Below are 20,223 nucleotides of genomic sequence, written 5' to 3' on the forward strand. Positions count from 1 at the left end.
TCCTGTGACGGTGAATTGCACCTTGCCTCTTGCGACAAACAGGTTTGTGCCGCAAAGTAGTTTGCGTGAACTCGCGAAAGAAGCTCAGTGACGGCGCACACCAGGCCGACGACGAACGCCCCCTGGACCTGAACGCCGCGCTCAACGTAGTTGAGGCCGCAGAAAGGCGTGCACGACGGGAACTGCGTGGCAACGGTGCGTGGGTGTATCTCCTGTGGGCCCTCACCTGGCTCAGCGGGTTCGGCACCCTGCATGGCTCCCGCAACGGCTGGATTCCTCTCGAACCCGAAACCGCGCTCACGCTCTTCGGCTTGCTCGTTGCCGCCGGTGTAGCGGTGACCATCGTGATTTTCGGCCGTCAAGGCCGGGGTATCCGCGGGCACTCACGCTTCACGGGAGGCTTCTATGCGCTCGCCTGGATTTTGGGGTTCATAGTCATGGGGGCATTGAGCGGCACGATCGGGATGGCAGTGGACGACTTCTGGCTCCGGGGGATGCTCATCAATGGCATCGCCATCCTGATTGTCGGCCTGCTGTACATCACGGGTGGCACCACCTTCAACGACGTGGTGCAGGTGGTCATGGGCGTCTGGTTCCTCGTGGTGGATATCGCGTCGATCATCGCCGGACCGGAACATTTCCTCACCGTGTTCTTCATTTTCGGTTCCGGCGGCTTCTTTGTGGGGGCCGCAGTACAGGCGCTCCGTCAGCGCCGGAGGCCCGCGCATGCCTGAGCTCGACCCCGTGATCCATGCCGAGTCGCGGTTGCGGGCCATCACCACGCTGAACGAAGTCGGCGAGCGCAACCGCATCGCCTTCACCAAGCTGCAGAAGATCCTCGACATGACGGCCGGCAATCTCTCAACCCATCTGCGCAAGCTCGAAGACGCCGGCTATATCACCGTTTCCAAGACCATCGAGGGCCGCACCCCGGCAACCTACGTGGCCATCACCCCGGCGGGGACCGCCGCCTACGCCGCCTACCGCCTGGCACTACATCAACTCCTCACCACCGAACTTACGGAGAAGTCATGACCTCACCAGCAGCACTGGTACAGCGCCATCCGACTACGACGGCGCCGCTCGCCTCTGCGGAGGCAGTCACCAAATCCTTCGGAAGGACCGCTGCGCTCACCGGAGTGAGCCTGCAGATCCACCCTGGCGAATCTGTGGGGCTTCTTGGCCCGAACGGTGCCGGCAAGTCAACCCTGATCGGGCTGCTGTCAGGGCTCCGGCGGCCTGACTCGGGAACCGTCCGGCTATTCGGAGAGAACCCTTCCCATCCCCGCACGCGCTTACGGCTCGGCATCACTCCGCAGGCCACTGCGGTTCCGCAGAACCTGACAGTCCATGAAGCCGTGCAGTTTGTCGCACGACATTACCCGGACCCCATTCCGTCCGCACAGCTGCTGAAGGATTTTGGGCTGGTGGAGGCGGAACGGAAGCAGTGCGGCGGCCTCTCCGGCGGCCAGCAGCGGCGCCTGCTGGTAGCGCTGGCACTTGTGGGAAGGCCGGAATTGGTCATCCTCGATGAACCAACCACCGGTCTGGACGTGGACGCACGCGAGACGCTGTGGAGCCAACTTCGCACTTACCGCAGTTCCGGCGGCACGCTGCTCATCACCAGCCATTACCTCGAGGAGATTCAGGCCCTCTCCAGCCGGGTAGTGGTGATCGACCGGGGCACGGTCATTGCTGACGGAACGGTGGATGACATCCGCAGCCGGGTGGCAGTCAGCAAGGTGTCCTTCCTAACGGACCTGCCCGCGTCGTCGTTCCTGTGCCTCCCGGGCACGGTGGACGTCACGGTCGCTGACACCGGACGCACCACCGTGGTAACCCAGGACGCCGACGCCACAGTCCGGCAGCTGGTTCAGGACGGGTTGCCGTTCTCACAGCTTGAGGTCCATGGGGCAACCCTCGAAGAAGCCTTCCTTTCCCTCACCGCCAAGGAGCAGCAATGAGCACCGTCACAGGACCTGACGCCGCGGCTCGTCACAACACCGCGACGGCACACACTGCGCCGTCCCAGCTTTCACTGATCCGCACGCATACGAAAGCACAGCTCCTTGAGCAGCTGCGCATTCCGGTCGCGGTGATCTCCTCGGTGGTATTTCCGGCACTGGTGCTGATGTTTTTCGTGGTGCCGCAGCCGGCGGTGACTGCCGATCCGATGGCCTCGCTGGAATCGATAGCGCAGCTTGGCGTGTTCGGTGTGATGAGCGCGTTCCTGTTCAACTACGGAGTCGGAGTGGCGGAGGACCGCGCCAACCCGTGGAGCAGCTATGTCCGCTCACTCCCGGTGGGAGCGCTGCCTGGAATCCTGGGGAGAGCGGTGACCGGAATGCTGTTTGCGTTCATGTCGCTGCTGCCGGTCCTGATTCTGGGCGCCTTGCTCACCTCCGCACCGGACGCCTTCACCAGCGGCGACCTGCCCTGGTGGCGCGTTCCCTTCGCTGTAGCGGTGTGGCTGCTGTGCGGGCTGCCGTTCCTGGCGCTTGGGCTGTTCATCGGGCACCTGTGCACCTCGAAGGTAGCCGTTGCGGTGACGCAGGTGGTGTTCTTCCCACTGGCCTTTGCGGGCGGCATGATGCTCCCACCGCTGATGTTCCCTGAGTGGCTCAACACGCTTTCGCTGTTCCTCCCCTCGCGTGCCGCACGGGACCTGTCCGTCTTCGCGCTCACCGGTGAGGGGCTGCACTCGACCACCGTCGTCTGCCTGCTGGCGTGGCTGCTGGTACTGGGAGCGGCAGCGCTCTGGGCTGCGCGGCGCGATCAGGGCCGCCGCTTCCGCTGACCCCTTCGCGTTCCTGTCCCTCCGCTCAGTCGAACGACGACGACGGCAGGTCCCGCTCCCCCGCAGCCATCGCATCCACAATCCGCCGCGCAACCGCATCCGGGTCCTTGCCCTGCGGCAGGCGGGGTGCCTGGCCATCGATTGGACGGGTAGCGAGGCCGGTCTCGGTATGGGGTGGCCGCACGTCCAGCACACGGACACCGCTGCGGCGCAGTTCGAGAGCGGCTGCCTTCCCGAAGGCACTCAGGGCTGCTTTGCTGGCCGAGTACGCCGCCATTCCTGCGGTGGGACTATCGGCGACGACGGCGCTGATTTGAACCACCTGCCCGCCCTTCTCCAGGCGCGGAAGCACTGCCCGCAGAAGCCGGGCATAGCCTACGAAGTTGGTGAGGAGCAGCTCATCCAGGGTGTCGTCGTCGAGCTCCGCCAAGGCGCCGAACGCAACCACACCGGCGGCGTACACCACGCCGTCCAGCGGTTGGCCGTCAAGCGCATCGACGATGCCGGCCGGACCGCCCGGCAGCGTGAGGTCAGCGGCGATGCACTGGGCGCCAAGCCGGCCAGCGAGCGCACCGAGTTTCTCCTGGTCCCTGCCGCTGAGCGTCAGTTCAGCTCCCCTGGAGCTCAGCTCCCCCGCGATGCGCGAGCCGAGCTCACCCGTTGCGCCGACCACCAGGAACTGTTTGCCGCTGATTCCGTTGCCATTGAGATCATCCATTGACTGAGCCTAACAACCGGCCCTGACGGTTCCCCCTGAAGTGCCCGGGCTGTCAGGCGGAACTTGGACGGTTTCCCTGCACCCGACCCTTCAGCTGGCGGAGTTCCTGCTCGGCAGCTTCGCGTGCTTCCAGCTCACCGAAGGCGTCTTCGAGCTTCCCGGAAGTTGGGTCTGACCAGGCGAGTTCTTCCTGCGCAGCCTGCAGGTGCCTCAGCCGCCGGGCTTCCTGCTCCGCCTCGCGGGCAGCGCGGGCGGTTTCCATACTGTTGCCTGCGGAGGACGAGACTGCTCCCCGAACGTCCAGCCATGCCTGGGTTGCACCGTGCTGAGCCTTCAGGGATTCGTAGCGCACCGCGTTGTCCTGCAGGGAGGTTTCAAGCCAGTACAGGTCTGACTCCAGCGAGCGGAACTGCTGATCGACGTCGTCGCGTTGGCGGGTCAGTGTCTCGAGTCTCTTCTGGATTTCCAGGGCGCGGCGCAGGGCTGACCGGGCGGCGTCGTCATTGTTGTTCGCGACCGCCCGTTCCGCTTCCCGGTTGCACGCATCGAGATCTGCAGCTGCTTGCCGGGCAAGGGTATCCACGCGATGGCGGACTGCGGCGAGGTCAGCGACGCTGCGGCGCGCGCGGTCGAGGTTCTCTTCCTGTTGGCGCTGCGATTCGCCGAGGGCGGTGATGGGATCGCCCGGTTCAAGGGCGTTTCGGCGTGAGGCGATGATGCGTGAGATGCGGCGTCGGACGGACACTGGCGCTAGGCCCGCCGGGTGCCGGTGCCGTAGGCGGCGTTCCAGGTCTTCAGCGCGCCGATCTCCATGGTGAGGCGGGAGGTGGCCCGCTCCAGCTGCCTGCTGCCGGTTTCCTGGTGTACCTCCAGCAAGGTACGGCGCAGCTGGGCCGACAGTTCGCACAGGGAGTTGACCTGCTCTCCGATGCTGTTCGCGAGGTCCTCGCGCAGCGCGCGGTTAGGTTCACGCTCAGCAAGTGCTATGCGTTCGCAGAGTACTGCCTCGGCGCGCGTGAGGTCATCCGCCGTTGCCGCCAGATCACCCGTCGGAGACCCTTGCGCGATGGCGGCGGCAACTGAACGGCGCGTGGCGCCAGTGGAACGCTCCAGCTGGAGCCGGAGCCTTGCGAGCTCCCGCGCCGAAGCGTCCGTGGAAAAGGAACGCAGCCGGCTGGAGCCGCGCTCGATCCGGCGACGGAGAATTCCTGAGCGACGGATGCGGCGCACAATCAACCAGGTTCCGGTTGCAGCGCCAATCGCGAGGATTCCCAGGACGGCACCCCCGAAGAGGAGAAGCTGGAGAACACCCTCCAGCAGGAATTCCGCGGCGTCAACGAACTCTGATTCAGGCATGTATCTAAGTGTGCCGTGGAATTGCAGGTTGCGCCACGTGGGAAGCACCGGAGCGGTCAGCGGGTTGGCTCGCCGCGCCAGATCATCAGTGCCTGGCTGCGCGGGCGGGGACGCTGCCCGCGGGCGAGGGTAACCACGTCGCCCGCGAGACCGGCAGCGAAAACACGGGTGGCCTCGGACTTCCGGCGCTGGGCGAGTTCGTCCGTGAGTTCACTCACCCGGTGCTGGAGTGCCAGGACCTGGTTCTCCAACTCCAGGATGCGCCTGATGCCCTCGAGCGAAACGCCTTCCTGGGAGAGCCGCTGCACCTCACGCAGGACATTGACGTCACGCTGTGAGTAGCGCCGGGCACGCCCCGGCGCCCTGCTGGGAATCACGAGGCCCAACCTGTCGTATTGACGCAGCGTCTGGGGATGCATGTCCGCCAACTCCGCCGCAACGGAGATGACATAGATGGGCATATTGATGTCAACAGGCATGTGTCGCTCCCCTTTCGCTGGCTAGCTCTCCCACACCTTAGAGCCGCGCCTTCTCGGCAAGATTGACCCGTGGATCAGCGTCTTTCGTGGCGTTCGAGAAGGCCTCCACTGCGGCTGCGGCGTCTTTGTTCAGATTTTGTGGAACAACGATGTCAATTGTCACCAGGAGGTCGCCGGTTGCCTTCGACGTCTTTACTCCGCGGCCCTTCACGCGCAGGGTCCTTCCCGAGGGAGTGCCTGCCGGGACTTTCACCGTGACCTTCTCGCCGTCCAGGGTGGGCACCTCCACCTGCGCTCCGAGGGTCGCTTCCGGGAACGTGACCGGCACGTGTACACGGATGTTGTCGCCGTCGCGCTGGAAGAAGGAATGCGGTTTCACATTGACGGTGACCATGAGGTCCCCGTTGCCTGCGGCTCCCGGCTGACCCTTGCCGCGCACACGCACTTTCTGGCCGTCGCGGATGCCGGCTGGAATGCGCACGTCGATGACTTCGCCCGATGGTTCACGCAGGCCGATGGTGGTCCCGCGGATTGACCCTGCGAAGGAGATGCTGGTGCTGGCGGTGCGGTCCGCGCCCTTGCGGGGCGGCGTCTGGTAGCCCGGAAAACCGCCGCCGGACGAGTAGCCGCCTGCGCCCCCGAACAGGTCAGCGAACTCCGGTGGCAGGTTACTGCCGCCGCCGAAGCCGCCGCTGCGTTGACGCCCCGCGGACTGGCCGAAGAGGTTCCCGAAGACGTCATCGAAGCCTGCGCCGCCGGCTGGGCCGCCGGGGCCCCCTGCGGTGAATCGGGCGCCGCTTCCCATGGCGCGGATCGCGTCATACTGCTGGCGTTCCTCAGCGTCGGACAGCACCGAGTAGGCCTCGGAAATGTCCTTGAACATCTTGTCAGAGCCCCCGGTGCTTTGGTTCTGGTCCGGGTGGTGCTTCCGCGCGAGCTTCCGGTAAGCCTTCTTGATGTCGGCGTCGGAGGCGTCCTTGGGCACACCAAGAATCTTGTAGAAGTCCTTGTCGACCCAGTCCTGACTGGCCATCTGACCCCTCCTCTCTATAACTCTCTAAGTTGCCTGTTCGTGGAAGCGTTGCGTCCTTTCCCTCCGAGGAAGGGGGCTTTAATATTCCGAAGCGAGCTCTGCGAGTCTCGGAATTTCGTTGCCCCCGGTCGGAGGGAAAGGACGCGCTCAGCTACTCCGGAACTGCGACGATCACCTGGGCGGCACGCAGGACGCGGTCATTTTTCTTGTAACCCACGCGCAGGATCTGGCTGACGCTGTCGAACTGGACCTCGGCGCTGGGCTGCTGGATGAGGGCTTCGTGGATGTTCGGGTCGAACTCCACACCGGTCTCATCGATGCGGGACAGACCGTAGGTCTTCAGCGCGTTCTCCAGCTTGGTGGAGATTGCTGCGAAAGGACCGTCCGCGAGGTCGCCGTGCTGCCGGGCTGCGTCAATGTCGTCGAGAACCGGCATCAGCGAATTCAACACGCCGATCACTGCCATGTCCCGCGCGACGTCCCGGTCACGCTCCACGCGCTTGCGGTAGTTGACGTACTCCGCCTGCAGCCGCAGGAAGTCGTTCCGGAGCTCGGCCTCAACATCGGTGGAAGCAGCCGGAACCTCTTCGCCGCCACCGGCCTCGTTGAGGATGACTTCCGCCTGGGCCAATGCGTCCTGGCCGTCTGCAGGGCCGTCGGTCGGGGCTTCGGACTCCTGACCGGCACCCGCTGAGGGCGCCGAACCAGTGTCATCCGAGCCGGCGGTCCCGCCGGCATCCTGCTGCCCACGGACCTGGCCGGTTTCCGGGTCGATCTTCCGGTTGTCCCGGAAGCTGACCGGCTCCTGATGCTCTTCTTCGTTTCCGTGGTGAGGCATGGCTACTTCTTCTCGTCTTCGTCAACAACCTCGGCGTCTACGATGTCCTCATCGTCAGCCTTGGTGCCGTCTTCGCCCGGCTCACCGCTTGGGGCAGCACCGGGACCGGTGGCGCCTTCCTGCTGTGCCTGGGCGTAGATGGCTTCGCCCAGCTTGCTCTGCGATGCCTGGAGCTTCTCGAAGGCGGCCTCCACCTCATCATCATTGTCCTGGGTTTCCAGGGCCTTCTTGAGGGCGTCGACGTCAGCCTGAACCTCCGTCTTGACCTCTTCCGGCAGCTTGTCCGAGTTATCGGCAATGAGCTTGTCGGTCGAGTAGGCCAGCTGCTCGGCACCGTTACGGGTATCAGCTGCCGCACGGCGCTGCTTGTCTTCGGCAGCGTGCTCCTCGGCGTCACGGACCATGCGGTCGATGTCTTCCTTGGAGAGCGAGGAACCACCGGTGATGGTCATCGACTGCTCAGTGCCGGTGCCCTTGTCCTTGGCGGATACGTGCACAATGCCGTTGGCATCGATGTCGAAGGTCACCTCGACCTGCGGTACGCCGCGCGGCGCAGGGGCAATGCCGGTGAGCTCGAAGGTACCCAGCGGCTTGTTGTCGCGGGTGAACTCGCGCTCGCCCTGGAAGACCTGGATGGCCACGGACGGCTGGTTGTCATCCGCGGTGGTGAAGGTCTCGCTTCGCTTGGTGGGGATGGCCGTGTTGCGCTCAATCAGGTGGGTCATCACGCCGCCCTTGGTCTCGATGCCGAGGGACAACGGGGTGACGTCAATAAGGAGTACGTCCTTGCGCTCGCCCTTCAGCACACCTGCCTGCAGTGCTGCGCCGACTGCGACGACCTCGTCCGGGTTGACGCCCTTGTTGGGCTCCTTGCCTCCGGCAAGCTCCTTGACCAGTTCAGAAACGGCAGGCATACGGGTGGAGCCACCGACAAGCACGATGTGATCGATGTCGGCTACCTTGATGCCGGCTTCCTTGATGACGTCGTTGAACGGCTTCTTGGTGCGATCGAGCAGGTCCTTGGTGAGGTCCTGGAACTTGGCACGGCTCAGGTGTTCGTCCAGGTGAACCGGGCCGTCAGGGGTGACGGACAGGTACTGGAGGGAGATGTTGGTCGAGCTGGCGGATGACAGTTCCTTCTTGGCCTGCTCAGCGGCTTCCTTGAGGCGCTGCAGCGCGATCTTGTCCTTGGACAGGTCTGCACCCTTTGCCTTTGCCTGCGCAAGCAGGAAGTCGACGACGCGCTGATCCCAGTCATCGCCGCCGAGGCGGTTGTCACCGGAAGTTGCGCGCACCTGGATGGTCGAGAACTCATCCTCGTCCTTGCCGACTTCGAGGAGGGACACGTCGAACGTTCCGCCACCGAGGTCGAAGACCAGGATGAGCTCATCTTCCTTGCCCTTGTCCAGGCCGTAGGCGAGCGCGGCAGCCGTGGGCTCGTTCACGATGCGCAGGACGTTCAGGCCCGCGATCTCGCCGGCCTCCTTGGTGGCCTGACGCTCAGCGTCATTGAAGTAGGCCGGAACGGTGACGACGGCGTCGGTCACCTTCTCGCCCAGGTAGCTCTCGGCGTCAGTCTTCAGCTTCTGCAGAATGCGCGCGGAGATTTCCTGCGGAGTGTAAGTCTTGTCATCAACCTGCTTGGTCCAGTCCGTTCCCATGTGGCGCTTGACGGAGGCGATGGTGCGGTCGATGTTGTTGACTGCCTGGCGCTTGGCGATCTCGCCGACCAGGACCTCTCCACTCTTGGAGAAAGCGACGATGGACGGAGTGGTGCGGGCGCCTTCTGCGTTGGCGATGACGGTGGGCTCGCCACCTTCGAGCACGGAAACGACGGAGTTGGTGGTTCCGAGGTCAATACCTACTGCACGTGACATGCGTATTTCCTTTCAGCGAGTCGGCGGCCTTGTGGCCATCAACCAGAAATTCGGGATTCCGCCCAGATTGAGCGTTCTGCACTCAACTGTACTCCGCTCGCCACGGATGTCAATTTGAAGTTGAGTCAGGAACACTCAACTAGCATCCTGCACTGCAGTCTCGGGCATCTGCAGCCAGCTGCAAACGGTCAGAGGCAGCGTGGCTGGAACTTGGCGTCCGCCGGGCCGTCCTGGGCGAGGGCATGGGTCACGAGCCTGTGCACTACCGGATCGTTCGGTGCCTGGTCGTGCTCGATCAGGTCAAGGGCGCACTTGTCCTGAATGGTGATGTTCGTGACCTGCCGTGCAGGGCCCGCCAGGAATTGGCTCGTGTAGGGCGTCACGACCTCGTCATATCTGGTGCTGATGACCGTATAGGACGGCCCACTGACCGTGTCGCCAATCGAATTGAGTTCGGTGAGGAACGGCGAACCTGCCTCCTGATCTGCGCAGGCCTGGCAGAGAAAGCTGGTATCCGACGTAGTGAGGGGCGCGTCCTCGCCTGCCGGCACCAGGACTCCCTCGGTGCCATGGTTCGAGGGCGCAATTCCCACCAGGTGGTTGACCTTCTTCGCCCCGCCCAGGAAGCCGATGTAATAGCGCGGCATCATGCCGCCCTGGCTGTGTCCCACCAGGTCAACTTTCCGGGCTCCGGTGGCGGCGAGAACGGCGTCGACGAACGAGCCAAGTTCCGCTGCGGAATCGGCCACGGGGCCCGTGGCGTCAATACCGTTCGTAGTCCCGTAGTTAAGGGCGAATACGCAGTACCCCTGTCCGGCCAGCACCGGGGAGAGCGTGGACCAGTTCTTCACCATGCTCTCGAAAGTTCCCGGCACCAGGATGACGGGATGAGGGTGCTCCTCGCTCGGCGTGCAGGACCAGTTGTTGGCACCGGGCGGCGAAATGTCCTCGGCGTCGGCAGCGGCGGGAGCTGCCCCGGCGAGGCTTCCGCCTAGCAGGGCGGCGGTGGCAAAGATTGTCGACAGGCGGTGCGGCATGGTGAAACCTCTTCGTATCATCGACGCTCCCCGGGCGGGAGCGGGCATCGCACAGACGCTAGCTACTCGCCGGTAGCAACCGCAATACCAATGAGAATTTGTGCAGGTTGCGCCCGCCAACCGCCGCAGCTACGCCCGGTGAGCCGGCTCTTTCCGCCCTTCCTGCTCAGTTTCAGACTGCCGGTCTGGGTGGGTGCCGCCGTCGTGCTGTGCCAGCTTGGAAGGCCACCAGATTTTCGGTCCGATGTCGTACGCGAGCGCCGGAACCAGCAGTGAACGCACAATCACCGTGTCGAGCAGCACCCCGAATGCCACTATGAAGGCGATCTGCGCGAGGAACAGGATCGGGATGACGCCCAGGGCCGCAAAGGTTGCAGCCAGCACTACGCCCGCGGAGGTGATGACCCCGCCCGTCACACCCAGCCCGCGGAGAATTCCAGGCCGTGTTCCGATGCGCAGTGACTCTTCCCGTACCCGGGTCATCAGGAAGATGTTGTAATCGACGCCGAGCGCGACCAGGAACACGAAGCCGAACAGCGGAACCGACGCGTCCGCGCCATCGAACCCGAGCAGGTTGTTGAACACCAGCGCCGAGACACCGAGCGCAGTGGCGTAGGACAACACCACTGAACCGATGAGCAGCACCGGCGCCAGGACGGACCGCAGCAGCAGCATGAGGACCACCAGGATCACCACCAGGACGATGGGGATGATCTTCGTCAGGTCTGCCTGGGCGGTCTCGTTGGTATCCAGCGCGACGGCGGTCACGCCACCGACCAGCACGTCCGCGCTCACCGTGTCCAGATCGGTGCGCAACTGCTTGACGAGCTCCTCGGCCTCTGCGGAGTCAGCCTGGTAGTCAAGCGTGGCCCTGACCAGCACATTTCCATCGCGTACGACGACGTCGCCCGCCTGGTCAGCGGCAACGGTCGCCTCAGCGACGCCCTCCTGCGCTTCGAGGACATCGAGCACGCCGTCTTCCTGCCCTTCGGGAGCGATGATGGTCACCGGGCTGCCGGCGCCGGCGTTGAAGTGGCGGGCCAGTGCATCCTGACCATCCACCGCATTCGACGGAGTCAGGATCAGCGAGGACTGCGGGACACCCGAAGCCTGAAGTTGAAGCAGCCCGAGGGATCCTGCCACGAGGACCATCAGGGAAACGATCCAGACAGGCCGGGAAGACCGTGAGATGAGTCCACCGACCCGCTTCCAGACGCCGCGCAGTCCTTCCAGACCGGTGACGTTGCGGCCGTGGACACCGGCCGGATGAGTGCCGGCCTTCGGCCGTAGCGGCCAGAAAGCGCTTCGCCCGAAAAGCAGGAGGAAGGCGGGCAGGAGGGTCAGCGCGGCCAGCAGGGAGAAGACAATGCCGATCGCGGCAATGGGACCAAGGCTGCGGTTCGAGTTGAGATCGGAAAAGAGAAGGCACAGCAGGGCGAGGATCACCGTGGCCCCGGAGGCGATGATCGGCTCGACCGAGGCCCGGTAAGCAACTTTCATGGCATCCCACTTAGAGCTGAACTCGGTGAGTGCTTCACGGTAGCGGGCAACCAGCAGCAGCGCGTAGTCCGTTGCCGCGCCGATCACCAGGATCGACAGGATCCCCTGGCTCTGCCCGCTCAGCTCGATCCAGCCCCACAGGGCGAAGGCGTAGACGAGCAGAATCGAGGTTGCCAACGCGAAGACGGAGGTGAACAGCACCAGGAACGGCAGGATGAGCGCACGGTACACGGCCAGGAGGATCACGAACACCGCTGCCAGGGCAACAGCCAGGAGGATCCCGTCAATTCCGCCGAATGCACTGACGAGGTCAGCGGTAAAGCCCGCCGGCCCGGTGACATAGCCCTCGGTACCCGCGGGAAGCTCCGCCTCAAGCACCTCGCGGAGTTCGATGACCACCTCACCCAGCTCGGCGCCGTCGGACACTGAGGCGATGTATTGGATGGCAAGGCCATCCTCCGAGGGGATGGGACCGATGACAGCCGGCTGCCCCTCGGCGGCAGGCTCAAGGCCGGGCACCTCAGTCAGCTGACCAGCCAACTCCTCATAGAGCGGGAGTTCCTGGGGAAGGATCTCGGTCTCCGACTCAACCACGATCACCGCGGGCACCGCGGTGGATTCCGTGAACGCTGCCTGCAGCTCGCCGGCCTCCGTCGATTCGGCGCTGGCCGGGAGGAAGGACGCCTGATCGTTACTGGAAACCTCCTCCAGCTTGCCGAAAGTGGGACCGCCGAAGCCGGCACCGATGAACCACAGCACCACGATGAATGCCGGGAAGAACACCCGGACCCACTTCTTGTTGAACATGCGCAACCTTCCTGGAGTATCTCTGCTTCCTACTATATCCACCATCGAGATAATTCGCAGTATTCTAATCTTGGAGATGAACAGGAGGAAGATGGCCGCCGCATCACGTGAACTACTGGCTTTGCTTCAGCAGTTCACCGTTGAGACTGACCGCTACGTGGATACGGTCAGCGTCCGCGATTCCCTGCACCGCACGGATCTGAACGCACTGGGGATCATGATGGGTGCTGCGCGCGCCGGCGCCACCGTGACACCCGGGATGCTCCGCCACGCCCTGAACCTGAGTTCACCGGCAACCACGGCGCTGATAGACCGGCTCGATGAAGCGGGGCACGTCCGCCGCTCCCGGAGTTCTGTGGATCGGCGGCAGGTACACCTCGAGATGACGGAGAAGGCACTCGAAACCGGGTCCCGGCTATTCATCCCCCTGGCGCGTGAAGTGGAACAGGCCCTCTCCGGGTTCGCCCCCGAAGAACTCGAGTTGTTCAGCACCATGATGCGCAAGGTCACGGACGCCACCGTGAACGCGCGCCGTCAGGCGTCGGAGGACGCGCCGGAGTAACCTGTCGGTCATGAATGATGAGGTCTACTCCCATGGCCACCACGCCAGCGTGACGAGCGCCCATGCAATGCGCCGGGCGCAGGATTCCGCCGGATACTTGCTGGAGCACCTTTCCTCCGGGATGCGCCTGCTCGATATCGGCTGCGGCCCGGGGAGCATTACCGCCGATTTTGCTGCACTGCTGGACCCCGCAGTGGTGATCGGCATGGATCGGGCCGAGGACGTCGTGGCTCTGGCGGCGCGCACCTATGCCGGCATTGAGAACCTCTCATTTCGCACGGGCAATGTGTATGACCTCGATCTTGAGGACGAATCCGTTGATGTGGTGCACGCCCATCAGGTGCTGCAGCACCTCACGGACCCGGTTGCGGCGCTACGCGAGATGCAGCGCGTCACCCGCCCTGGCGGCATCATCGCCGTCCGTGATGCGGACTTCCACGCCATGGCCTGGTACCCGCCGGCTCCGGAGCTGGACGAGTGGATGGAAACCTACCAACAGCTCGCCCGCAGCAACAGGGCAGAGCCCGACGCCGGCCGCCACCTCCTTGCCTGGGCTCACGAGGCGGGCCTGACGGAGGTGGAGGTATCGTCGTCGAACTGGTTGTATGCCACGCAGGAGCGCCGCCGCTGGCACGCGGAGACCTGGGCGGAGCGCGTGCTGAGCTCGGGCTTCGCGGAGCAGACGCTTGAGCGCGGTCTGGCGGACAGCGCCGCGCTGGAACGGATGGCTGCCGGTTGGCGGCGCTGGGGTGAATCGCCCGACGGCTGGTTCCTCATTCCGTGCGGGGAGCTCATCATCCGTGTGTGAAACAGTTGTCGATTCGGTTCGCGTGTGAAGTTGTAGGGTGAGGCGATGATGAGCCGGACCCTGCCAACCGATCCTGAGCATTTCGACATCGTGGTGGTCGGTGGCGGCCACAACGGCCTGGTTGCGGCAGCGTACCTGGCCCGTGCCGGCCGGTCCGTGGTGGTCCTTGAACGGCTGGACCGGGTGGGCGGCGCAGCGGTCTCGGCCGAAGCGTTTCCAGGCACCGGTGCCCGGCTGTCCCGCTACTCCTACCTGGTGAGCCTCCTGCCGCAGCAGATCATCGAGGACCTCGATCTTGACCTGCAACTGGTACGACGGCGGTACTCCTCCTATACGCCGCTGCCCGGCTTTGACGTGGGGCTACTCATCGATATCTCCGATGACGAGGCGACCCGCGCCAGCTTCGAACGCATCGGTGCTGAAAACGACACCGGCGGATTCGCGTCCTTCCACCGGAGCACTTCGATACTCGGCGAAAAGTTGTGGCCGACGGTGACGCAGCCGCTGCTGCGCCGGGCTGAGGCGCGCGCGTTGGTCGGCGACGACTCGGTGTGGGAAGACTTCATCGAGCGGCCGGTCGGTGAGGTGATCGAACGCTGCGTGGACAGCGATCTGGTGCGCGGGGTCTTACTGACCGATGGGCTCATCAGCACTTTCGCCCAGGCACACGACGAGGATCTGCAGCAGAACAAGTGCCTCCTGTACCACGTGATCGGCGGTGGCACCGGGAACTGGGATGTGCCCGTCGGTGGAATGGGCGCGGTCTCGGGAGAGCTGGAGCGGGCGGCGCGCGAAGCAGGCGTGGTGATCCGCACGGAAGCGGAAGTGACCGCTGTGGCAGCTACAGTCGGCGGAACACCGGTTGTGTATTACAGCGAAGGCGGTGGTCCTCAGCGGGTGAGCGGCGAAATTGTCCTCGCGAATGTCACGCCGGCCGCTCTGGGCCGGCTGATGGGCGGGCCGGATGCCTCACGCTTCCCACCGGCGTCGCACCCTGTTGCTGAAGGCGCCCAGGTGAAGGTGAACATGCTGCTGTCCAGGCTTCCGCAGCTCCGCGACCCGAATGTGAAACCCGAGCAGGCATTCGGCGGGACGTTCCATATCAACGAGACGTACCCGCAGCTGGAGAAGGCCTATGACGAGGCGGCCGCCGGCCGGGTACCCGACCCGTTGCCGATCGAGATCTACTGTCACTCGCTGGCGGATCCTTCGATCCTGTCGCCGGAGTTGCGGGAGGCGGGGGCGCACACACTCACCGTCTTTTCCCTGCAGACCCCTCACCGGCTGCTCGCTTCAGGGGACCACGATGCTCGCCGCGCTGCGCTGCAGCAGGCTGTGCTGGCGTCGCTGAACAGCGTGCTGGCCGAGCCGATCGAGGACTGCATCCTCGCCGGACCCTCGGGTGAGCCCTGCATTGAAACCAAGACCACCCTCGATCTCGAGGAAACGTTGGGCCTGACGGGCGGGAACATCTTTCACGGACCGCTGTCGTGGCCCTTTGCGGACGACGACGAACCCCTGGACACGCCCGCTCGCCGGTGGGGTGTCGCAACGGATCACACGCGCGTCCTGCTGTGCGGAGCGGGGTCACGGCGCGGCGGCGGCGTGAGCGGACTCGGTGGTTACAGCGCCGCGATGGCGCTGCTGGAAGAGGATTAGCCGAGGATTTCGGCACGTCCCCTGCGACCGTCCCGCTTCAGTACCTAGGATTGATTCATGTACAGGATCGTCACTGTCTGCACCGGCAATATCTGTCGTTCCCCCATGGCCGAAATTATGCTGAACCGCGCCTTTGAGGAGGCTGGTCTGGCCGATGACGTCCTGGTGGATTCCGCCGGCACCACCGGCTGGGAAGCAGGTAACCCGATCGATGAGCGGGCGGCCGCGAAGCTCACCGAACTCGGGCTTGTCAGCGATACGCACCGTGCGAGGAAGTTCGACCCGGAGTGGTACAGCGAGCGCAACCTCATTCTCGCGCTCGATGTTGACCACTACGAGGACCTCCGCCTGGAAGCGCCCGACGCCGAGAGCCGGAGCCGGGTGCGCATGCTTCGCGAATTCGATCCGGCCGCTGCCGGGACACCGGTTTCCGAGCTCGGAATTTACGACCCGTGGTACGGAGATCAGGCAGACTTCGAAGCCACGTGGCGAATGGTTAACGACGCCGTTCCCGGGATCGTTCAGTACGTACTGGAGGAACTGGCGCGGGGCCACGCCGCCCGCTGAGTGCTGACGAGGCTGGAGTCCTACTCCCCCGGCAGAGCCCTATACGCTCTCGACCAAGGCCTCGCAAGATCATCAGCAGCATGGACGAGACCCTGTATGCCTCCGCGGCAATGAAAGCGGCGTTGAAGGTTCCGTGCGGCCCCTAAGATTAACCAGTGACCCTTTCGATTTGGCTGGCGCTGGTCGGCGCCCAGGCGCTCATCAGTTTCACCCCGGGTGCCGGAGCCGTCAACACTATGAGCAACTCGCTCACCGTCGGCTTTCGCCGCTCCATGTGGGGCATCCTCGGCCAGCAGCTGGCACTGCTGGTACACATCGGCGTCGTCGCGGCAGGGGTTGGCCTCCTGGTCGCCGGGTCCCCGCTGGCATTCAGCATCATCCGCTACGCCGGTGCCGCTTACCTGGTTTACCTGGGCATCCGGAAGTTCCTTGAGCCCCTGGTGCCAGCCGAGCAGGCGGCCACGCTCCACGCCGAGGGCGCTGCGTCAATGTTTCGCCGCGGCCTCTGGGTGAACCTGCTCAATCCCAAAGCGATCGTGTTTTTCCTCGCGTTCGTCCCCCAATTCATCCGGCCCGAGCAGGAGCTTTTCGGCCAGTACGGGGTGCTGGCGGGAACCGTCGTCGTTATTGATGTTCTGGTGATGTGGCTGTTCTTCGCCGCCGCTGCACGTTCCTTCAGCCGGTTCACCAGCGGCCCGCGCGGGCAACGCGTCCTCAACCGCACGTTCGGCACCCTGTTCGTGGCCGTGGGTGCGCTGCTGGCATTCGCCTGACGTATGGGTCACAAGTCCGCGAACGCCGTCGCTCCGCTCATCATTGCCGTGGACGGCCGGTCCGGAGCGGGTAAAACCACCCTCGCCGTGGAACTTGTTGCACTGCTGCGCGAACACCACACCGTCAGCCTGTTCCACCTCGAGGACATCTACCCCGGTTGGGACGGCCTGGCCGACGGCATGGAGCGGTACGTCCGCACGGTGCTCACCCCGCTGGCTTCCGGACTGCCCGCCCGGTGGACGGCGTGGGACTGGACAACGAACAACGACGGCGCCACCCATCTCACCCAACCCGCTGACATTGTGGTGGTCGAGGGCGTGGGTGCGGCCTGCGCAGCTGCCCGGGAACTGCTCGACGTGGTGGTGTGGATACACGCTGACGACAATCTCCGCCGGACCAGTGCACTCGTCCGGGACGGCAATACGTATGCGCCGTTCTGGCAGCGTTGGTCCGAACAGGAAGAGCGGTGGCTCGCAACCGACCGGCCCGCGCCCCACGCTGACCTGCTGGTCCAGGGCCATCGCGGCAACGCCGTTCCGGACCAGCTTCGTCGTGCCTTGGCCGGACTGCCGCAGTGTGAATCGCTCATGTCCATGGAGCGTGCCGCACGGCGGGGTCTTACGCTGCAGGTTGAGAGCGTCGCAGGGTGTCCGGACGCCGCAGGCGTTTTCTCCACCCTGTATGGCGGAGCTGAGGCCGCTGCCTGGCTGGACAGCTCCGCGGCCCAGGACCCGCAGGGCCGCAGCCGCTTCTCCATCCTGGCTGACGACGGCGGCCGGTTCGGGCAGGTTGCGCAGCACACCTCCGGCGTCACCATGGTCAGCAGCGGCCCGGTTAATGCCCGGATTGCCGGTCCATTTTTCCGCTGGCTCGACGGCGTGTGGGGTCGCCGCGCGGTCCGGTCGCCGGAGGACTATCCGGGGCCGTTCGCACTTGGCTGGCTGGGCTACCTTGGCTACGAGCTGAAGCGTGAAACCGGTGGTTCCGCTCCTGCGCACGGTTCCAGTTCGGTTCCGGATGCTTCGCTGCTCTTCGCGGGGCGTGCCGTCGTCCTTGACCACCGGGAACAGCGCACCTACCTGCTGACCTTGAGCGACGGCTCCCGCGACGCCGACGCCGATGCGTGGCTGGAACGTGCCCGCGCCGTCGTGCTTTCCGGGGGCGCTGCTCCGGCGGTGACAAGTCCGGTGGGTGCACCGCGCCCACTGAGTGCACCCCGCTTCACTGCGCGGGACACACGCGAGCCCTACCTGAAGAAAATCCGTGCGGCCAAAGCGGAAATCACGGACGGCAACTCGTATGAGGTGTGCCTGACGACGGCCCTGACCTCACGCGAGGAAACGCCCGTCGACCCATTCGGCATCTACCTCGCCCTGCGAGGCGCCAATCCTGCCCCGTTTGCGCACTACTTCACCTTCCCGGGCTTCGCCGTCGCGAGCACCTCGCCCGAACGATTCCTGCGGCTGGACTCCACCGGCGGAATGCGGGCCGAACCAATCAAAGGAACCCGGCGCCGCTCCCCGGACCCAGCCCAAGACGCCGCCCTCCAGGAGGATCTGCGCACCAGCACGAAGGACCGGGCAGAGAACATCATGATTGTGGACCTGCTCCGCAATGACCTCTCCCACCTTGCAGTCCCCGGCACCGTGACGGTGACCCGGTTGTGCGACATCGAGACCTATGCAACCGTTCACCAGATGGTGAGCACCATCGACGCCCGGCTCCGGCCCGGTTCCTCCCGTGCCGAAGCCGTTGCGGCCGCATTTCCTGCCGGCTCAATGACGGGTGCGCCGAAGATCAGCACCATGGCTATCCTGGACCGACTCGAGGAAGCACCCCGCGGCGTCTACGCCGGCGCCGCCGGCTACTTTTCCCTCGATGGGGCGGCGGATCTCGCCGTCGTCATCCGCACTCTCGTGCTGGAGGACGACGACGGCGGCACCCGCCTCACACTCGGAGTGGGCGGCGCGATCACTGCGGATTCCGACCCCGCCGAGGAGTGGGACGAGGTCCGGACGAAGGCGTTCGGGGTGCTGTCTGCGCTTGGTTCGAGCTTCCCCAGCTGACGCTGCGATCGAGCGGTTCGCTGAGCGGGCCTTTCGTCCACTTGGCGTCTGTGGAAGCATGGGACGCCCGAGGAAAGTGCAACGAAGGAGAACGGTCATGACTAGCTCCAACGATGAAAACACGCCCAACCTGAACGACGTTCCGGAGCCCGATAACGAGTTCCTTCCCAAGCGCATCCATCAGGGCCATGCGGGGCAGCCTGAACGCCTCGATGACGATGCCCTGGCGTCCGCAACGGAGCAGGAACGGGTCGACGCCGGTCTCATCGACTACGCACCGGACCAGGTTCCGGACGCTGCCGATCCCCTCCCTGCGGAAGCTTCCGATGAAGCAGACTTTGCCCAGCGCGGGCTGAACGAGGACAACGACACGAGCTCCTGACCTGCCCGGTCACTATGCTGATCGCATGACTGTTCTGGTGTTCCTCGACCCCGCCCGTCCCGACGGCCGCATAGCTGACGCAGCACAGCCGCAGCTGATGGTTACCGACACCGGGATCACGCGGGGTGACGGCATCTTCGAAACAATGCTCGCGGTCAACGGCGCTCCCCGGAAGCTGCAGGCCCACCTCGCCCGGCTGGCGACGTCCGCCGATGCGCTGGAACTGAAGATTCCGTCGTCGGACGTGTGGGAACGCGCCATCACCACCGCGCTGGCGGCAGCCGACGACGATGGCGAACTCGTGGTCAAACTCGTCGCCACCCGGGGCGAACCAGAGGCGGGAGCCACCGCGTGGGTCCAGGTGTCCGCCGTACCGGTCGGGTTGCGCGGCCAGCGGCTGTCGGTCCTCCTGCTTGACCGCGGCTATGACAGCACGGTTGCCCAGCGTGCTCCGTGGCTGCTGATGGGCGCGAAGACCCTTTCCTACGCGGTGAACATGGCGGCGGTCCGCTATGCGCGCTCGCACGGCGCCGACGATGTCATCTTCACCTCGTCTGACGGCAAGGTCCTCGAAGGCCCGACCTCGACAGTCCTGATTGCGCGGGTCATCGACGGCGTCAAGCACCTCATCACGCCCCAGCTTGAGAGCGGGATCCTCCCGGGCACCTCGCAGGGCGCACTGTTTGCGGCGGCGCGTGAGGCAGGTTGGGATTTGGGTTACGGACCGCTCGTGCCGGAAGACCTGTTCGCGTCTGACGGCGTTTGGCTGATCTCGAGCGTCCGTCTGCTCGCCGAGGTCGAGTCCATCGACGGAAAGCCGGTGACGCTTTCGCCCGAGTTGACGGCGGAGTTGAGCGGTCTCATAGCGTCCGTCTCCTAGCCCGAGCGCCCGTCCCCCAGCCCGACCGCACGTTCCCTGGCCCACCCGTCCGTCTCTCGGCCCACCCGCAAAAGTGCCGGGAA

21 protein-coding genes are annotated in these 20,223 nt (G+C 64.9%); 12 read left to right on the plus strand and 9 right to left on the minus strand.

The window, feature by feature from the left end; genetic code table 11:
• Positions 1-65 precede the first annotated feature (65 nt).
• From ACZ2GY_RS13685 to ACZ2GY_RS13700, 4 genes are read left to right on the plus strand one after another with little or no spacing between them, the layout of a single operon-like run.
• Positions 66-734, plus strand: a complete 669-nt coding sequence (locus ACZ2GY_RS13685) for a hypothetical protein (RefSeq protein ID WP_471672134.1) — start codon at positions 66-68, stop codon at positions 732-734.
• A complete protein-coding gene (locus ACZ2GY_RS13690; RefSeq protein ID WP_204532227.1) occupies positions 727-1,035 on the plus strand; it encodes a transcriptional regulator in 309 nt (102 codons plus the stop codon). The genes ACZ2GY_RS13685 and ACZ2GY_RS13690 overlap by 8 nt, the downstream gene beginning before the upstream one ends.
• On the plus strand, positions 1,032-1,964 hold the full coding sequence (locus tag ACZ2GY_RS13695; protein WP_277357360.1) for an ABC transporter ATP-binding protein: 933 nt from the start codon (positions 1,032-1,034) through the stop codon (positions 1,962-1,964). The genes ACZ2GY_RS13690 and ACZ2GY_RS13695 overlap by 4 nt, the downstream gene beginning before the upstream one ends.
• Positions 1,961-2,797, plus strand: a complete 837-nt coding sequence (locus ACZ2GY_RS13700; protein WP_277357361.1) for an ABC transporter permease — start codon at positions 1,961-1,963, stop codon at positions 2,795-2,797. Before ACZ2GY_RS13695 ends, ACZ2GY_RS13700 begins: the two co-directional genes overlap by 4 nt.
• A 25-nt stretch (positions 2,798-2,822) precedes the next feature.
• On the opposite strand, the gene ACZ2GY_RS13705 is transcribed toward ACZ2GY_RS13700, so the two are convergent.
• The 9 genes from ACZ2GY_RS13705 to ACZ2GY_RS13745 form a co-directional block, all read right to left on the minus strand.
• On the minus strand, positions 2,823-3,515 hold the full coding sequence (locus ACZ2GY_RS13705) for an SDR family NAD(P)-dependent oxidoreductase (RefSeq protein WP_346027341.1): 693 nt from the start codon (positions 3,513-3,515) through the stop codon (positions 2,823-2,825).
• Between the two features lie 52 nt (positions 3,516-3,567).
• Positions 3,568-4,260, minus strand: coding sequence for a PspA/IM30 family protein (locus tag ACZ2GY_RS13710; RefSeq protein WP_471672135.1), 693 nt, complete (start codon positions 4,258-4,260; stop codon positions 3,568-3,570).
• A gap of 5 nt (positions 4,261-4,265) precedes the next feature.
• Complete coding sequence (locus tag ACZ2GY_RS13715; RefSeq protein WP_277357364.1) at positions 4,266-4,871, minus strand: hypothetical protein; 606 nt, start codon at positions 4,869-4,871, stop codon at positions 4,266-4,268.
• A gap of 56 nt (positions 4,872-4,927) precedes the next feature.
• Positions 4,928-5,350, minus strand: coding sequence for a heat shock protein transcriptional repressor HspR (locus ACZ2GY_RS13720; RefSeq protein WP_277357365.1), 423 nt, complete (start codon positions 5,348-5,350; stop codon positions 4,928-4,930).
• A gap of 37 nt (positions 5,351-5,387) precedes the next feature.
• Positions 5,388-6,383 carry a DnaJ C-terminal domain-containing protein gene (locus ACZ2GY_RS13725; RefSeq protein ID WP_277357366.1) on the minus strand — a complete coding sequence of 332 codons (996 nt, stop codon included), beginning with the start codon at positions 6,381-6,383 and terminating at the stop codon, positions 5,388-5,390.
• A gap of 151 nt (positions 6,384-6,534) precedes the next feature.
• Entirely contained in the window at positions 6,535-7,221 is a 687-nt protein-coding gene (locus ACZ2GY_RS13730; RefSeq protein WP_056543333.1) for a nucleotide exchange factor GrpE, read from the minus strand.
• A 2-nt stretch (positions 7,222-7,223) separates the two neighbouring features.
• A complete protein-coding gene (dnaK, locus tag ACZ2GY_RS13735; RefSeq protein ID WP_471672136.1) occupies positions 7,224-9,098 on the minus strand; it encodes a molecular chaperone DnaK in 1,875 nt (624 codons plus the stop codon).
• Between the two features lie 188 nt (positions 9,099-9,286).
• Positions 9,287-10,135 (minus strand): alpha/beta fold hydrolase, encoded by an 849-nt coding sequence (locus ACZ2GY_RS13740; RefSeq protein ID WP_471672137.1) that lies wholly within the window; start codon positions 10,133-10,135, stop codon positions 9,287-9,289.
• Between the two features lie 129 nt (positions 10,136-10,264).
• Positions 10,265-12,442, minus strand: a complete 2,178-nt coding sequence (locus ACZ2GY_RS13745) for an MMPL family transporter (RefSeq protein ID WP_471672138.1) — start codon at positions 12,440-12,442, stop codon at positions 10,265-10,267.
• A gap of 91 nt (positions 12,443-12,533) precedes the next feature.
• Here ACZ2GY_RS13745 and ACZ2GY_RS13750 point away from each other — a divergent pair, with 91 nt between their 5' ends.
• From ACZ2GY_RS13750 to ACZ2GY_RS13785, 8 genes are all read left to right on the plus strand, one after another.
• Positions 12,534-13,004, plus strand: a complete 471-nt coding sequence (locus ACZ2GY_RS13750) for a MarR family transcriptional regulator (RefSeq protein ID WP_082565801.1) — start codon at positions 12,534-12,536, stop codon at positions 13,002-13,004.
• Between the two features lie 10 nt (positions 13,005-13,014).
• Positions 13,015-13,812, plus strand: coding sequence for a methyltransferase domain-containing protein (locus ACZ2GY_RS13755; RefSeq protein ID WP_277357368.1), 798 nt, complete (start codon positions 13,015-13,017; stop codon positions 13,810-13,812).
• 45 nt (positions 13,813-13,857) lie between these two features.
• Positions 13,858-15,471: a phytoene desaturase family protein gene (locus tag ACZ2GY_RS13760; RefSeq protein ID WP_471672139.1), complete on the plus strand. Its 1,614-nt coding sequence runs from the start codon at positions 13,858-13,860 to the stop codon at positions 15,469-15,471.
• Positions 15,472-15,576: 105 nt separating this feature from the next.
• Positions 15,577-16,038, plus strand: a complete 462-nt coding sequence (locus tag ACZ2GY_RS13765) for a low molecular weight protein-tyrosine-phosphatase (RefSeq protein WP_471672140.1) — start codon at positions 15,577-15,579, stop codon at positions 16,036-16,038.
• 155 nt (positions 16,039-16,193) lie between these two features.
• On the plus strand, positions 16,194-16,811 hold the full coding sequence (locus ACZ2GY_RS13770) for a LysE family transporter (RefSeq protein ID WP_056543312.1): 618 nt from the start codon (positions 16,194-16,196) through the stop codon (positions 16,809-16,811).
• Between the two features lie 3 nt (positions 16,812-16,814).
• On the plus strand, positions 16,815-18,878 hold the full coding sequence (pabB, locus tag ACZ2GY_RS13775) for an aminodeoxychorismate synthase component I (RefSeq protein WP_471672141.1): 2,064 nt from the start codon (positions 16,815-16,817) through the stop codon (positions 18,876-18,878).
• 97 nt (positions 18,879-18,975) lie between these two features.
• Positions 18,976-19,260: a hypothetical protein gene (locus ACZ2GY_RS13780; RefSeq protein WP_471672142.1), complete on the plus strand. Its 285-nt coding sequence runs from the start codon at positions 18,976-18,978 to the stop codon at positions 19,258-19,260.
• A gap of 25 nt (positions 19,261-19,285) precedes the next feature.
• The gene (locus ACZ2GY_RS13785) at positions 19,286-20,140 is read left to right on the plus strand and encodes an aminodeoxychorismate lyase (RefSeq protein ID WP_471672143.1); all 855 of its coding nucleotides are present in this window, start codon (positions 19,286-19,288) and stop codon (positions 20,138-20,140) included.
• Positions 20,141-20,223: the final 83 nt, after the last annotated feature.

It is taken from the genome of Arthrobacter sp. KKT183, assembly GCF_055657625.1.

What these genes read in the sequence shown, in the direction of transcription:
- ACZ2GY_RS13725 (WP_277357366.1), bottom strand. Translation starts at nt 6,383, where the DNA reads ATGGCCAGTCAGGACTGGGTCGACAAGGACTTCTACAAGATTCTTGGT.
- ACZ2GY_RS13700 (WP_277357361.1), top strand. Translation starts at nt 1,961, where the DNA reads ATGAGCACCGTCACAGGACCTGACGCCGCGGCTCGTCACAACACCGCG.
- ACZ2GY_RS13730 (WP_056543333.1), bottom strand. Translation starts at nt 7,221, where the DNA reads ATGCCTCACCACGGAAACGAAGAAGAGCATCAGGAGCCGGTCAGCTTC.
- ACZ2GY_RS13750 (WP_082565801.1), top strand. Translation starts at nt 12,534, where the DNA reads ATGGCCGCCGCATCACGTGAACTACTGGCTTTGCTTCAGCAGTTCACC.
- ACZ2GY_RS13745 (WP_471672138.1), bottom strand. Translation starts at nt 12,442, where the DNA reads ATGTTCAACAAGAAGTGGGTCCGGGTGTTCTTCCCGGCATTCATCGTG.
- ACZ2GY_RS13715 (WP_277357364.1), bottom strand. Translation starts at nt 4,871, where the DNA reads ATGCCTGAATCAGAGTTCGTTGACGCCGCGGAATTCCTGCTGGAGGGT.
- dnaK (WP_471672136.1), bottom strand. Translation starts at nt 9,098, where the DNA reads ATGTCACGTGCAGTAGGTATTGACCTCGGAACCACCAACTCCGTCGTT.
- pabB (WP_471672141.1), top strand. Translation starts at nt 16,815, where the DNA reads ATGGGTCACAAGTCCGCGAACGCCGTCGCTCCGCTCATCATTGCCGTG.
- ACZ2GY_RS13690 (WP_204532227.1), top strand. Translation starts at nt 727, where the DNA reads ATGCCTGAGCTCGACCCCGTGATCCATGCCGAGTCGCGGTTGCGGGCC.
- ACZ2GY_RS13740 (WP_471672137.1), bottom strand. Translation starts at nt 10,135, where the DNA reads ATGCCGCACCGCCTGTCGACAATCTTTGCCACCGCCGCCCTGCTAGGC.
- ACZ2GY_RS13785 (WP_471672143.1), top strand. Translation starts at nt 19,286, where the DNA reads ATGACTGTTCTGGTGTTCCTCGACCCCGCCCGTCCCGACGGCCGCATA.
- ACZ2GY_RS13755 (WP_277357368.1), top strand. Translation starts at nt 13,015, where the DNA reads ATGAATGATGAGGTCTACTCCCATGGCCACCACGCCAGCGTGACGAGC.
- ACZ2GY_RS13720 (WP_277357365.1), bottom strand. Translation starts at nt 5,350, where the DNA reads ATGCCTGTTGACATCAATATGCCCATCTATGTCATCTCCGTTGCGGCG.
- ACZ2GY_RS13760 (WP_471672139.1), top strand. Translation starts at nt 13,858, where the DNA reads ATGATGAGCCGGACCCTGCCAACCGATCCTGAGCATTTCGACATCGTG.
- ACZ2GY_RS13780 (WP_471672142.1), top strand. Translation starts at nt 18,976, where the DNA reads ATGACTAGCTCCAACGATGAAAACACGCCCAACCTGAACGACGTTCCG.
- ACZ2GY_RS13695 (WP_277357360.1), top strand. Translation starts at nt 1,032, where the DNA reads ATGACCTCACCAGCAGCACTGGTACAGCGCCATCCGACTACGACGGCG.
- ACZ2GY_RS13765 (WP_471672140.1), top strand. Translation starts at nt 15,577, where the DNA reads ATGGCCGAAATTATGCTGAACCGCGCCTTTGAGGAGGCTGGTCTGGCC.
- ACZ2GY_RS13705 (WP_346027341.1), bottom strand. Translation starts at nt 3,515, where the DNA reads ATGGATGATCTCAATGGCAACGGAATCAGCGGCAAACAGTTCCTGGTG.